This window comes from Methylopila capsulata, from assembly GCF_016907975.1.
GTDB lineage: Bacteria > Pseudomonadota > Alphaproteobacteria > Rhizobiales > Methylopilaceae > Methylopila > Methylopila capsulata.
Window position 1 is genome coordinate 645,775 of record NZ_JAFBCY010000002.1, and the last position, 12,813, is coordinate 658,587.

At 70.9% G+C, this 12,813-nt stretch carries 11 protein-coding genes; 9 read left to right on the top strand and 2 right to left on the bottom strand.

Features of this window, described 5'->3' with window-relative positions:
- Positions 1–68: 68 nt before the first annotated feature.
- Genes JOD31_RS08775 through JOD31_RS08790 form a run of 4 tightly spaced genes read left to right on the top strand, consistent with a single transcriptional unit; the run spans position 69 to position 3,467 of the window.
- Positions 69–941 (top strand): branched-chain amino acid ABC transporter permease, encoded by an 873-nt coding sequence (locus JOD31_RS08775; protein WP_204949958.1) that lies wholly within the window; start codon positions 69–71, stop codon positions 939–941.
- Positions 938–1,966 carry a branched-chain amino acid ABC transporter permease gene (locus tag JOD31_RS08780; RefSeq protein ID WP_204949959.1) on the top strand — a complete coding sequence of 343 codons (1,029 nt, stop codon included), beginning with the start codon at positions 938–940 and terminating at the stop codon, positions 1,964–1,966. The genes JOD31_RS08775 and JOD31_RS08780 overlap by 4 nt, the downstream gene beginning before the upstream one ends.
- Positions 1,963–2,763 carry an ABC transporter ATP-binding protein gene (locus JOD31_RS08785; RefSeq protein ID WP_204949960.1) on the top strand — a complete coding sequence of 267 codons (801 nt, stop codon included), beginning with the start codon at positions 1,963–1,965 and terminating at the stop codon, positions 2,761–2,763. Before JOD31_RS08780 ends, JOD31_RS08785 begins: the two co-directional genes overlap by 4 nt.
- Positions 2,763–3,467, top strand: coding sequence for an ABC transporter ATP-binding protein (locus JOD31_RS08790; RefSeq protein WP_204949961.1), 705 nt, complete (start codon positions 2,763–2,765; stop codon positions 3,465–3,467). The genes JOD31_RS08785 and JOD31_RS08790 overlap by 1 nt, the downstream gene beginning before the upstream one ends.
- Positions 3,468–3,547: 80 nt before the next feature.
- On the opposite strand, the gene JOD31_RS08795 is transcribed toward JOD31_RS08790, so the two are convergent.
- Both JOD31_RS08795 and JOD31_RS08800 read right to left on the bottom strand, forming a co-directional pair.
- Entirely contained in the window at positions 3,548–4,000 is a 453-nt protein-coding gene (locus JOD31_RS08795; RefSeq protein WP_020187553.1) for a GtrA family protein, read from the bottom strand.
- 7 nt (positions 4,001–4,007) lie between these two features.
- Positions 4,008–5,498: a UbiA family prenyltransferase gene (locus JOD31_RS08800; protein WP_204949962.1), complete on the bottom strand. Its 1,491-nt coding sequence runs from the start codon at positions 5,496–5,498 to the stop codon at positions 4,008–4,010.
- Between the two features lie 209 nt (positions 5,499–5,707).
- On the opposite strand from JOD31_RS08800, the gene mprF reads away from it, so the two are divergent.
- The 5 genes from mprF (at position 5,708) to JOD31_RS08825 (ending at position 12,661) form a co-directional block, all read left to right on the top strand.
- The gene (gene mprF, locus JOD31_RS08805) at positions 5,708–8,449 is read left to right on the top strand and encodes a bifunctional lysylphosphatidylglycerol flippase/synthetase MprF (protein WP_246482400.1); all 2,742 of its coding nucleotides are present in this window, start codon (positions 5,708–5,710) and stop codon (positions 8,447–8,449) included.
- Entirely contained in the window at positions 8,446–9,849 is a 1,404-nt protein-coding gene (locus JOD31_RS08810; RefSeq protein WP_204949963.1) for an AcvB/VirJ family lysyl-phosphatidylglycerol hydrolase, read from the top strand. Before mprF ends, JOD31_RS08810 begins: the two co-directional genes overlap by 4 nt.
- A 164-nt stretch (positions 9,850–10,013) precedes the next feature.
- Positions 10,014–11,165, top strand: coding sequence for a tetratricopeptide repeat protein (locus tag JOD31_RS08815; protein WP_204949964.1), 1,152 nt, complete (start codon positions 10,014–10,016; stop codon positions 11,163–11,165).
- On the top strand, positions 11,158–11,397 hold the full coding sequence (locus tag JOD31_RS08820; RefSeq protein ID WP_204949965.1) for a hypothetical protein: 240 nt from the start codon (positions 11,158–11,160) through the stop codon (positions 11,395–11,397). Before JOD31_RS08815 ends, JOD31_RS08820 begins: the two co-directional genes overlap by 8 nt.
- Positions 11,398–11,575: 178 nt before the next feature.
- The gene (locus JOD31_RS08825; RefSeq protein ID WP_204949966.1) at positions 11,576–12,661 is read left to right on the top strand and encodes an alpha/beta hydrolase; all 1,086 of its coding nucleotides are present in this window, start codon (positions 11,576–11,578) and stop codon (positions 12,659–12,661) included.
- Positions 12,662–12,813 lie beyond the last annotated feature (152 nt).

The following is a 12,813-nucleotide window of genomic DNA, read 5'->3' on the forward strand; positions in this document are numbered from 1 at the left end:
GGCGCGAAGCGCCGGGTGAGGGCCTTGGGCCCCCGCATGCCCCGAAGCCTCCCGACCGGAGACGCCCCGTGGACCAACTGCTGCAACACCTCGTCAACGCGCTCGTGCTCGGCGGCACCTACGCGCTGTTGGGGATCGGCCTCACGCTGATCTTCGGCATCATGAACGTGGTGAACTTCACCCACGGCGCGCTCTACACCGTCGGCGCCTACGCCATGTACATCGCGGCCGTCGGCCTCGGGATGAACTTCTTCGTGGCGCTGCCGGTCGCAGTGGTCGCCGGCCTCGCGCTCGGCGCGCTGATCGAGTTCACGCTGCTCCGGCCGCTCCGGGGCGCGGACATCGACACCACCATGCTCGTCATGATCGGCGCCGGCATCGTGCTGCAGTCCGGCGCGCTCTGGATCTTCGGCGGCGTCGCCAAGGCGGTGCCCTCGCCGTTCCCGGACGCGCCGCTGCAGATCCTCGGCGCCTCGGTGTCGTGGCTGCGCATCTTCGTCTTCCTGGCGGCGCTGACGCTGATCGTCTCGGCCTACGCGCTGATCAACGGCACCCGGCTCGGCCGCGCCATGCGCGCCACCTTCCAGGACCACGACACCGCGGCGCTGATGGGCGTCAACGTTTCGCTGATCTACACCGCGACCTTCGCGCTGGGCTCGAGCCTCGCCGCCGCCGCCGGCGCGCTGCTCGGGCCGGTCTACGTGGTGTTCCCGCAGATGGGCGACCTCGCGGCCGTGAAGGCCTTCGCCATCGTCATCCTCGGCGGCCTCGGCTCGATCACGGGCGCGACCATCGGCGGCTTCGCGCTCGCGCTCGCGGAGGAGTTCGGCGCCGGCTACGTCTCCTCCGGCTACCGCGACGCCATGGGCTTCCTGATCATCATCGCCGTGCTGCTGGTGAAGCCCACCGGCCTGTTCGCCCGCGCGGAGCGCATCGGATGACCCGGCTTCTCCCGCTCGCCCTGCTCGTCGTCCTCGCCCTGCTGCCGCTCGGGCTCAAGGACCCCTACCTCCTCAACGCGCTGATCACGACCGGCATCTTCACCATCGGCGCCATGAGCCTGAACCTGCTGCTCGGCTACACCGGCCAGCTCAGCCTCGGGCACATCGCCTTCTTCGGCATCGGCGCCTACGTCAGCGCGCTGACCTCGCTCGGCTTCGACGTCGGCCTGCCCTTCGGGCTGCGCGTCACCCACGAGGGCTGGCCGCCGGCGGCGGGCTTCCTGCTCGCCGTGCTGATCGCCGGTCTCTGCGGCTACGTCGTCGGACGGCTCTCGTTCCGTGTGCGCGGGGCCTACTTCGTGATCGTGACGATCTCCTTCGCGGAGGTCGTGCGGCTGGTCGCGCTGAACTGGATCGAGCTGACGCAGGGGCCGCTGGCGCTCACCTCGATCCCGTTCATGACGCTGGGCCTCCCCGGCCTCGGCGAGATGACCTTCAGAACGAAGATCCAGAACTACTACCTCGTGCTTGGCGTCGCGACGCTCAGCTACCTGCTGATCGCGCGCCTCGTCGGCTCCCGCTTCGGCCGCGCCATGCGCGGGCTGAAGGAGAACGAGCCGCTGGCGCTCTCGGTCGGCGTCGACGCCACCCGCACGCTCACCATCGCCGCCACCGTCTCGGCCGCCATGGCCGGCGCCGCCGGCAGCCTCTACGCCCACTACATCCGCATCATCGACCCGGACGTGTTCCTGTTCTCCTACACGGTGACGATGGTCATCATGGTGGTCGCGGGCGGCAAGGGCACGCTGGTCGGCCCGGTGATCGGCGGCCTGATCTTCGGCCTGCTGCCGGTGGCGCTCAGGCCCGTGATGGCGCCCGAGGCGCAGTGGATCGTCTACGGCGCGACGCTGATCGTCATCCTGTTCGTGATGCCGCGCGGCATCGCTCCCGCGCTCGCGGCGCTCGGGCTTCCGAAGCGCGCGCCCGCGGCTCCGAAGCCCGAACCTGCGAGGGCCTCGTCATGAGCGCAGCCCCCATCCTCCGGATCGACCATGTCGGCGTGCGCTTCGGCGGCCTCGTCGCCATCGCCGACCTGCACTTCGACGTGGCCGAGGGCGAGATCGTCAGCCTGATCGGGCCGAACGGCGCCGGCAAGACCACGGCCTTCAACGTCATGACGGGCTTTCTCAAGCCCTCGCAGGGGCGGGTGCTGTTCAAGGGCGAGTACCTGTCGCGGCTGAAGCCCCACGAGATCTCGCGCGCCGGCCTCGCCCGCACCTTCCAGCGCACCAGCGTGTTCGCGGCCGACACCGTGTTCGACAACGTGCTGATCGGCCTCCACCGCCACGCCGAGCCTCCGCTGCTCGACCGCGTCGTCCCGGCGCGGCGCCGCGCCGACGAGGCGCGCCTGCGGGCGCGGGCGCGCGAGATCCTCGAGCTTGTGGGCCTGGCCTCCCGCGCCGACGAGCTTGCCGGCTCTCTCGCCTATGGCGAGCAGCGGCTGGTGGGCGTCGCGCTCGCGCTCGCGACCGAGCCGACCATGCTGCTGCTGGACGAGCCGGTCTCCGGCATGAACGCCTCGGAGACGCAGGTGTTCGTACGCCTGATCCGCCGCGTCCGCGACGAGGGCGTCACCATCCTGCTGGTGGAGCACGACATGCCGATGGTGATGGAGGTCTCCGACCGCATCGTCTGCCTGAACTACGGCCGGCTGATCGCCGAAGGCGCGCCTGCGGCGATCCGCGCCGACCCGGCGGTGATCGAGGCCTATCTCGGCAAGGGCGGCGCGGCCCGGGAACTCGCGGCGGAGGTTCAGGGCTGATGCTCGAGATTGAAGACCTCGTCTGCGGCTACGGCCAGATCTCCGCGCTGAAGGGCGTGTCCTTCACCGTGGGCCAGGGCCAGCTGGTCGCCCTTGTCGGCGCGAACGGCGCCGGCAAGTCCACCACGCTGCGCGCGATCTCCGGGCTCGTCCCGGCGCGCGCCGGCGCGATCCGCCTCGACGGCGAGGACGTCACCAGGGCCGACCCGCGCGCGATGCTGCGGCTCGGCGTGTCGCACTGCCCGGAGGGGCGGCGGGTGTTCCCGCACATGACGGTCGCCGACAATCTCGCGATGGGCGCCTACCTCCGCCGCGACGCGGCCAGGGTGCGCGCCGACCTCGACCGCATCTACGGCGACTTTCCGCGCCTGCACGAGCGTCGCGCGCAGATGGCGGGCACGCTGTCCGGCGGCGAGCAGCAGATGCTCGCCATCGGCCGCGCGCTGATGGCGCGGCCCCGGCTGGTGCTGTTCGACGAGCCCTCGCTCGGGCTCGCGCCCAACATCGTGGAGCAGATGTTCTCGATCATCGGCGCGGTGCGGAACGCCGGCGTGACGGTGCTGCTCGTCGAGCAGAACGCCTTCGCGGCGCTGGAGCTCTGCGACCACGCCTACCTGCTGGAGGCCGGCCGCATCGCCATGTCCGGCAAGGGCGCCGACCTCATCGCCGACCCGCACGTGCGGGCGGCCTATCTCGGCGGGTGAGGTTTTAGAACGCGCGGTTCTGAGCCCGGACGACTCTGTCCGCCTCCCCGCAAGGGGGAGGGGAGAAGGCCGAGCCGCCCTCACCCGATCCCGCGGAAGGTCAGCAGGCGATGGCCGACGTAGCTGGTCGCGGCGCCGATGCCGATGGCGGCGGCGTGGGCGATGGGCTCGACCCAGAGCGTCCAGCCGACCGCGGGCGCCAGCCAGTGCACGAAGGCGAGAGCCAGCAGCCAGACCTCGACCGCGCCGACGGCGTTGACGAGGATGAACTTCCAGAGCTGGGAGCGGGCGTCGCCGCCGTGCGCCTCGAACACGAACAGGCGGTAGAGGAAGAAGCCGACCACCATGCCGACGCCGTAGGCGACGAGCACGGCGGCTGAGAACGGCATGATCTCGTTGAGCGGGAAGCGCGCGGCCCAGTTCACGAAGGCGGCGAAGCCGCCCGCGAGCAGGAAGCGGCCGATGCGGCGGAGCTCCGCGGGGCTCATGCGGGCGCGGAGCGCCGGGGGCAGCGCGGCGACGAGGCTGTCCATGGCGCCCTCACCACAGCAAGCCGTGCGGCGCGACCGCGGCGACGAAGGCGAGCGCCATGACGGCGCCGAGAGCGATGCTCGCCTTGTCGCGCACCGCGAAGGCGACGGGGTCGTCGTGCAGTTCGTCGCGGCCGGACAGCACCCAGATCCGCCCCAGCCACAGGAACAGCACGCTCGGGAACGCCCAGAGCGCGGCCGGCGTCTTGTACATGCCGGCCGGGAACGCCTCGTTGAAGATGTAGAGCACCATGACGAGCACCGCGGACATGCCGGTGGCGGTGCCCATGGCGATCAGGAACGGCACGTCGGCGGCGACGTAGCCGCGCCCGCTCGCCTTGGCCGCCCCGGCCTGCGCCACGCGCGCCATCTCGGTGTGGCGCTTGGCGAAGGACAGCGAGGCGAAGATGAACATCGAGAACACCAGCAGCCAGGGCGACGGCGGCACCTCGACCAGCGCGACGCCGATGACGAGCCTGAGCGTGAACAGCCCGGCCAGCGTGAACACGTCCACCACCGCGAGCCGCTTCAGCCGGAACGAGTAGGCGAGCGTCACCACGAGGTAGGCGGCGAGGCTCGCGAACACCTCACCGCTCATCAGCGCGCCGCCGACGAGCGCCGCGACGATCGCGAGCGGGGCCGCGACGAGCCCCGCCACGATCGGCAGGCGGCCGCTGGCGAAGGCGCGGTTCTTCTTCGACCAGTGCTTGCGGTCGTCCTCGAGGTCCCAGAGGTCGTTCAGCACATAGGTGCCGGAGGCGAGAACGCCGAGCAGGACGAAACCGATCAGCGCCTCGCTCCAGGCGACCGGATCGAGCGCCTTGCCGCCGAGCACCAGCGGCACGAACACCAGCGCGTTCTTGGCCCACTGGTGGACCCGGGCGGCCTTGAGCACGGTCCTGGCTCCGAGCTTGGGGCGGGGCAGCACGGCGAGCGGCGGGCGGATCGCCTCGGCGGCCTTCCGCACGCCGGGCTTCGCCTCGACGATCACGGTTTCGGACGCCGCGCGCCAGACGGGCAGGTCCACGCGGTGATCGCCGGCGTAGGCGAAGCCGCCGGGGAAGCGGCCGGCGAGCGCGCGCGCCTTGGCCTCGCCCTTGAGGTTGGTGGCGCCGTCGCTCGCGATCACGCCGTCGATGAAGCGGAAGCGGCGGGCGAGTTTGCCCGCCACCATGGCGTCGGAGGCGGTGGCGAGATGGATCTGGCGGCCGCGGGCGTGCTCGGTCTCGATCAAGGCGAGCAGCTCCTCGTTCAGCGGCAGGCCGTCGACGTCGAGGTCGACGCGTTCGGCGAGCCGGCGCTTGAGGATCGCGCGGCCCTGCACGAGCCACATAACGAGAAAGACGATGCGGAGCGGATTGCCGCGCAGGTAGGCGAGCGCCGATTCCGCCAGCAGGTCGCCGCGCACCAGCGTGCCGTCGACGTCCACGGCGAGCGGCGGCAGACCCTCGGCCGGGCCCCGTCTTGCGCCATCGGACTGAGGCATGCTGGCGAGCGTCATGCGCGTTCCCCGTTGCGGCTCCGGCGCCACGGCGGCCGGAGATTTTGCACCGCTTTCGCCACCCCCCGGCGGCATCCGCAATCTCTCGTATCGCAATCGGGTTAAGAACCGCCCTATGTCCGCCGTGTTCGAAGGCTTGTCTCCCGCGCGTTTCCGAACGCGTCCGACTTGCGTCTCGCGGCGCCTAATGACATCTGCTCACGGCTGATATGTCCCGACCCAACGAGACGGCCCCCGTTCCCGAGACGCCACCGCTCGGCGCCGCGTCCTCCGCCGCGCCGCGGCCGACGGCGCCCGACGCCGCCGACGCCATGCGCGACGACGGCGCGACGCCGCTCGGCTTCCCCAGGCTCCGCGCCTGGGCGGCCACCGTGCCGTGGCGCACGGTCGGCGCGATCGCCTCGGTCGTGCTGTTCAGCGTCGTGCTCTACGTGCTCCACGGCCTCGTGGAGGAGGTGAAGCTCGACGACGTGCGCGCGGCGATCGCCGCGAAGCCCTGGAGCACGCTGGGCGTCGCGCTCGCCGCGACCGCCGCGAGCTACGTCGCGCTCACCGGCTACGACTGGTTCGGCATCATCCACATCAAGCGGCGCGACGTCGGCTACCCGGTGGCGGCGCTCGCCTCCTTCACCGGCTACGCCCTGAGCTACACCATCGGCTTCCAGATCGTGGTCGCGGGCGCCGTGCGCTACCGGATCTACGCCGGCGCGGGGCTCGGGGCGGCGGAGGTCGCGGCGATCACCGCGATCTCGGCGCTGACGCTCTGGCTCGGCATCTTCTTCACGCTCGCGCTCGGCCTCGTCACCGAGGCGCAGGACGTCGCCCGGCTCGACGGCATGTCGCCGTTCCTCAACATGACGATCGGCGTGGCGATCATCGCCGGCCTCGTCGCCTACCTCATCTGGATCGGCCGCCGCGAGCGGGCCGTCACCGTCGAGGGCTACCGCCTCGCCCTGCCCGGCGTGAAGTCGACCGCGGCTCAGATCGTGATCGGCCTCGTCGACCTGCTCGGCGCCGCCTTCGCGCTCTGGGTGCTGCTGCCGGCGGACGCCATCATCGCCTTCCCGACCTTCGCCGCCCTGTTCGTGGTGGCGATGACGCTCGGCATGCTGAGCCACGCGCCCGGCGGCGCCGGCGTGATCGAGGCGACCGTGCTGCTGGCGCTGCCGAACCTGCCGGCCGACGCGGTGCTCGCGAGCCTGCTGCTCTGGCGCGTCGTCTACTATCTCATCCCCTTCACCATCGCGCTCTGCCTGCTCGGCGCCTCGGAGCTCGCCCGCCGCAAGGGCCACTTCCAGCGCGCCGGCGCCATGCTCGCCGTAGTCATGCGGCCGGTCGCGCCGATCGTGCTGGGCGCCGCGGTGTTCCTTGGCGGCATCGTGCTGCTGGTGTCCGGCGCTCTGCCGGCCGAGACCGACCGCCTCCACCTGATCCGCGGGATCGTGCCCCTGCCCTTCGTCGAAGGCTCGCACCTGCTCGCGAGCGTCGTCGGCGTGGTGCTGCTCGTGGTGGCGCGCGGGCTGCTGCGACGGCTCGACAGCGCCTACCGCGTGGCGCAGGTGCTGCTCTCGGCGGGTCTGGTGTTCTCGCTCATGAAGGGCGTGGACGTGGAGGAGGCGCTGGTGCTCGGCGGCGTGCTGGCGCTGCTCACCGTCAACCGCCGCGCCTTCTACCGCCGCGCCTCGCTCTGGAGCCAGGATCTCGCTCCTGCCTGGCTCGCGGCGGTCGCGATCGTGCTGGCCGGCTCGATCTGGCTCGGCTTCTTCGCCTACCGCAACGTCGAGTACTCCAACGACCTGTGGTGGGATTTCGCCTACCGCGGCGACGCCCCGCGCTTCCTCCGGGCCTCGCTCGCCGCCTGCGTGGCGGCGCTCGCGATCGGCCTGCACGCGCTGCTCCACCGCCAGTCGACCCCGAAGGCGGGGGCCGGCGAACCGGCGGAGCGCCTCGCCGCCATCGTCGCGACGAGCGGCCGCGCCGACGCCAACCTCGCCTTCCTCGGCGACAAGCGGTTCCTGTTCTCCGACACCGGCGACGCCTTCATCATGTACCAGGTGCAGGGCCGGAGCTGGGTCGCCATGGGCGATCCCGTCGGCCCGGCGGAGCGGGTCTCGGAGCTGGTCTGGGCGTTCCGAGAGCTCGCGGACCAGCACAGCGGCTGGCCGGTGTTCTACCAGGCGAGCGTGGCGCGGCTGCCGAGCTACCTCGATCTCGGCCTCTCCCTGCTGAAGCTCGGCGAGGAGGCGCGGGTCGACCTCGCCGCCTTCACGCTCGAGGGCAAGGCGGGCTACGAATGGCGCTACGTCGACCGCAAGGCCACCAAGGACGGCATCGACGTCGTGATCGTGCCGCGGGACGAGGCGCGCGCGCTCTATCCCGAGTTCAAGGCGGTGTCGGACGCCTGGATGACGTCGAAGAAGGCCGGCGAGAAGGGGTTCTCGCTCGGCTTCTGGTCCGAGGACTATCTCAGCCACTTCGACATGGCGGTCGTGCGCCACGAGGGGCGGATCGTGGCCTTCGCCAACATGTGGTACGGCGCGAACAAGGAGGAGGCGACCGTCGACCTGATGCGCTACGCTCCCGACGCGCCGAAGGGCGTGATGGACGCGCTGTTCGTGCGGCTGATGCTGCGCGCCAAGGCGGACGGCTACCGCTGGTTCAACCTCGGCATGGCGCCGCTGTCCGGACTGACGGACCACCCGCTCGGCCCCACCTGGAACCGCGTCGGCGCCTTCCTGTTCCGCTACGGCGACAACTTCTACAATTTCGAGGGGCTGCGGACCTACAAGTCCAAGTTCAACCCGGTGTGGGAGCCGCGCTATCTCGCCTGCCCCGGCGGCTGGGTGCTGCCCCAGATCCTGATCGACGTCACCGCCCTGATCGGAGGCGCGCCCAAGCGCGCCGCCGCGACGACCGCCCCGCGTCCCGCAGCCAAGGAGACCGCGGCATGACGCGTCTCGCGGCCCTCTTCGCCCTCGCGCTGGCCTGTCTCGCGGTCGTCGGCCCCGCCCGCGCCGACGACCTGCGCCGCGCGACGGTGAAGAACGAAACGCTCGACGCCATTCCGGTCGTCGGCCCCGCCGACGAGCCCTCGGCGATCGTGGTGATGATCTCCGATCTCGACGGCTGGACGCCGAAGCTGCAGTCGGACGCCGACGCGCTCGCGACCCAGGGCGCGCTCGTGGTCGGCGTCGACCTCAAGCGCTACCTCGCCGGGCTCGCCAAGGAGACCGACGACTGCTTCTACATGCCGGGCGACATCGAGGAGTACACCCGCCTCGCCGGCAAGGAGCTCGGCATCAAGACCTACCGCTTCCCGGTCCTGCTGGGGTCGGGCCGCGGCGCGGACATCGTCTACGCCATGCTGGCGCAGGCGCCGCCCAACATGTTCGCCGGCGGCGTCTCGATCGGGTTCTCCGGCGCCGCGCCGCTGACCAAGACGCTCTGCGACGGGCCGAAGACCGAGACGCTCGCGAACGGCGAGCTCACGATCGGCGAGCCGGACTCGACGGACGGCCTGCAGGGCGAGTGGCGGGTGCTGACCGCGGGACCGGCCCCCGAGAAGATCAAGAGCTTCGTCGAGCCGCTGCCGAACGGCGACGTCGTCGAGGTTCCCGCCGGCTCCGACCTGACCCAGGCCGCGTTCGACGCCGCGCTCGACATCGGCGGCGGCGACCCCGACGCCGTCAACGCGCTGCCGCTGGTGCTCTACCCGCCGACCCAGCCTGTGGTGAAGGGCCTCGTGGTGATCTACGCCGGCGACGGCGGCTGGCGCGACCTCGACAAGACCATCGCCGGCTTCTTCCAGAACGAGGGCTACGGCGTCGTGGGCGTCGACACCCTGCGCTACTTCTGGAACGAGAAGACGCCGCGCGAACTCGGCGACGACCTCGAGGCGATCCTCGGGCGCTACGCCCCGGAGTGGAAGGCGAAGAACGTCCTGCTCGCGGGCTACTCCTTCGGCGCAGACGTGCTGCCCTTCGCCTGGCAGAGACTGTCCAAGCAGGTCCGCGACAGCGTCCGCCTGATCGCGCTGCTCGGCCTCTCCAAGACGGCGGACTTCGAGGTCAGCGTCTCCGGCTGGCTCGGCGTCGGGACCGGCGCCCACGACGTGGTGAAGGCCTCGGCCGGCCTGCCGATGGACCGCGTGCTCTGCGTCTACGGCAAAGAGGAGCTCGAGGAGGCGGACAACGACGTCGCCTGCGCCACCGACGTGTTCCCGAAGACCTCGCGCATCGAGGAGCCGGGCGGCCACCACTTCGACGAGAACTACGACGTGCTCGCCAAGCGCCTCGACGCCGAATTCGCCAAGCGCGCCGCCGCCCAGCCCGCCGCCCTGCCGGGGCGCTAGACGGACCGCGCGGTCGCGTCCGCCTGACGAAACATCCACATCGCCCCGCATGCGACATGTGGCGGCTGATCGAACATTGATGGTGGCGTCCCCCGTGCGCTCTAATGCACTGTGCATTGAGGTCGAGAGGCGGCTGGACTATGACGTCATCGACGACGACAAGGGTGCTTTACGAAGACGACGACGTCGCCGTGCTTCATGACGTCGGATCCGAGAGCGGAATAGTCGTCGTCTCGTTCACGCCGCTGCTGTCGAAGCCGTTCAAGCGTCTCGAGGGCTTCGGCCAGAGAGCCATCGCCCGGATGGGGTTCGACGGTCTCTACTTCGTCGCGAAGCGCAATCACTGGTGGCAGGTCGAGGGCATGGCGGCGGCTCTGAACGCCGCCCGGGCTGCGCGGCGCGGCTATTCCCGCGCGATCACCTACGGCACCAGCATGGGAGCCTACGGCGCCTTGGCGTTCTCCCGCGCCCTCGACGCGGACGGCGTGTTCGCGATGTCCCCGCAGCTTTCGATCGATGCGGAGGAGGTGCCGTTCGAGAAGCGATGGCGGTCGCACGCCGGCCGGCTGACCTTCGAGAGGTCCCAGCTCAACGAAGGAGTGATCAAGACCGGCGAGATCGATATCGTCTACGATCCGATGAACGACGACGGGCAGCACGCGGCCCTTGTCCGTGCGCCGGCGCGGCACATCCGGATTCCGCTGGTCGGCCATGGGACGCCGGACTATCTCAGCCGCATCGGGTTGCTCAAGCCGATGCTCGCCGCGGCGGCACACGGCCAGCCGCTGCCGACGCCCACTCTCCGGGAACGGCGCGACCAGCATTACTACTGGGCCAATCTCGCGAAGCTCGCCGCGCGACGAGGCCGCCTGCCGCTGGCGATCACGCTGATGGAGCGGGGGTACCGGCTCTCGGGCGAGGTGCTCGGGTACGCCGTCATCCTGGCCGCGTTCTACCACCGCGCGGGCCGCTTCGACGACGAAGCCGAGGTGTGCCGGAACCTGATCGCCCGCGGCGTCGTCAGACCGGCCGTGCTGACACGCTACGCCGCCGCGCTCACCGCGATCGCGAGGGCCCAGGCGAAGAGCGGGAAGCCGGCGGAGGCCAGCATGACGCTCGCGCCCCTGACGGCGGAGCTCTTTCCCGACGACATTCGGAAAGAAGCCGTCAGGCGCCAAAAAGCCTTCCAGCGGATTCCGGTCGCGCCGGCCCCGAAACCCGCCGAACTCGCTCCCAACCGCCCTGACCCCGCCTTGATGCCTCGCTACGTCATAAGCGTTTTGCGCAACTGGTTTCGCGGAGGCTCGAATGCCTGACCATCTGGTGGACCAGACGCTTCGCTTGATCGCCGACGCCGTCCTCCGGGCTCAGATGATCTGGGAGGTTCCGATCAGCTATGATGCGGGATCCGCGGCGGACGCCGTGCTGGCGGCAGAGGCGGTGCTGCTGGCGCTTGGGCTGACCGTCGACCAGGCCAAGCGTCTCATGATCCGCGAAGAGCGACGGCGTAAAGCCGCAAGGGTTCGACGAACCCCCGCCTCGGGATAACCGGCGCCGCGCGACCCCGGTCTGGAACGCCGCCTACGACAATCGTTCCGGACCGCGCGCTTAATCGTGTCTTTTCATCGAGGGACAAACGCGTAAGCTCCCCCCGCACGACTGCGGCCCTCAAGACGCGTCGAGAAGGCGTCCGCCGCCGTCGCAAGACATGCGAGGAGAAAACGCCATGTCGATTTTCGAAAGCGGACAATCGCTCGATGGGCCGAGCGTCGGAGAGCAGGTCGCGCGCTTCCTCGGTTCGGTGCGCGGCGATCCCGTCGCGCGCGCCGACCTCGATATGAGCCGCGTGCTGGAGGAGCTTCGCGCGCTGGCGCCGGAGCCGATCGAGGACCTGACCCCCGAAGCCGCCCGACGGCAGCCGACGCCGTCGGACGCCGTCAAGGCGCTGATCGAGAAGACCGGGCTCAAGGGCGCGCCCGACGGCGTCGTCGCCAGCGACGTGCGCTACCCCGGCGCCGAGGACGACCTGCCGGCGCGGATCTACCGGACCTTCGGCGACGGGACGCCCCGCCCGATCGTGCTTTATTTCCACGGCGGCGGCTGGGTGTGCGCCGACCTCGACGCCTACGACGCGACGCCGCGCGCGATCGCGGCGCGCACCGGCGCGGTCGTCGTGTCCGCGCATTACCGGCTCGCGCCCGAGCACAAGTTTCCGGCCGCCCACGACGACGCGATCGAAGCCTACCGCTGGGTGATCGAGGAGGCCGAGGCGCTCGGCGGCGACCCGTCGCGGATCGCCGTCATGGGCGAAAGCGCCGGGGGCAACCTCGCGATCAACGTCGCGATCGCCGCGCGCGACCAGGGGCTGCCGCTCCCGACGCACCAGGTGCTGATCACCCCTGTCGCAGGCGTCGACATGGAGACGCCGTCCTACCAGATCAACGAGCACGCGCGCCCGCTCAACAAGGCGATGATGGGCTGGTTCATCGGCCACGCCCTGGCGGACGCGGGGGCGCAGGAGGATCCGCGGCTCGACCTCGTCGGCCGCGCGGACCTCGCCGGGCTGCCGCCGACGACCCTGATCACCGCCGAGATCGACCCGTTGCGCTGGGAGGGCCAGGCGCTGGCGGAGAAGCTTCGCGCCGCCGGCGTCGCGGTCAACGCCGTCGATTTCGAGGGCGTCACCCACGAGTTCTTCGGCATGAGCGAGGTGGTGCGCGACGCCCGCCTCGCCCAGGAGGCCGTCGCCCGCGACCTCGTCGCCGCCTTCGCGGCGGACGAGCGCGGGGCCCGCGTAGGTCGAGCGCTGTAGCCCCCAGCAGTCTCTCCGACCTTCGTCGAACGGCGCGTCGCCCGGGCGGGAGGCGCGCCGTTTCGTTTGAGGCGCTTGGCGGCGGATCGGAACCGCGAGCCGGAACGGGCGTCTCCGCCGCGCTTCCGGGTGGAAGCGCGATCGGCGGTTGA

Bases quoted from the DNA above. Each gene is read 5' to 3' on its own strand.
- JOD31_RS08780 (WP_204949959.1), top strand. From the start codon at position 938: ATGACCCGGCTTCTCCCGCTCGCCCTGCTCGTCGTCCTCGCCCTGCTG.
- JOD31_RS08785 (WP_204949960.1), top strand. From the start codon at position 1,963: ATGAGCGCAGCCCCCATCCTCCGGATCGACCATGTCGGCGTGCGCTTC.
- JOD31_RS08790 (WP_204949961.1), top strand. From the start codon at position 2,763: ATGCTCGAGATTGAAGACCTCGTCTGCGGCTACGGCCAGATCTCCGCG.
- JOD31_RS08795 (WP_020187553.1), bottom strand. From the start codon at position 4,000: ATGGACAGCCTCGTCGCCGCGCTGCCCCCGGCGCTCCGCGCCCGCATG.
- JOD31_RS08800 (WP_204949962.1), bottom strand. From the start codon at position 5,498: ATGACGCTCGCCAGCATGCCTCAGTCCGATGGCGCAAGACGGGGCCCG.
- mprF (WP_246482400.1), top strand. From the start codon at position 5,708: ATGTCCCGACCCAACGAGACGGCCCCCGTTCCCGAGACGCCACCGCTC.
- JOD31_RS08810 (WP_204949963.1), top strand. From the start codon at position 8,446: ATGACGCGTCTCGCGGCCCTCTTCGCCCTCGCGCTGGCCTGTCTCGCG.
- JOD31_RS08820 (WP_204949965.1), top strand. From the start codon at position 11,158: ATGCCTGACCATCTGGTGGACCAGACGCTTCGCTTGATCGCCGACGCC.
- JOD31_RS08825 (WP_204949966.1), top strand. From the start codon at position 11,576: ATGTCGATTTTCGAAAGCGGACAATCGCTCGATGGGCCGAGCGTCGGA.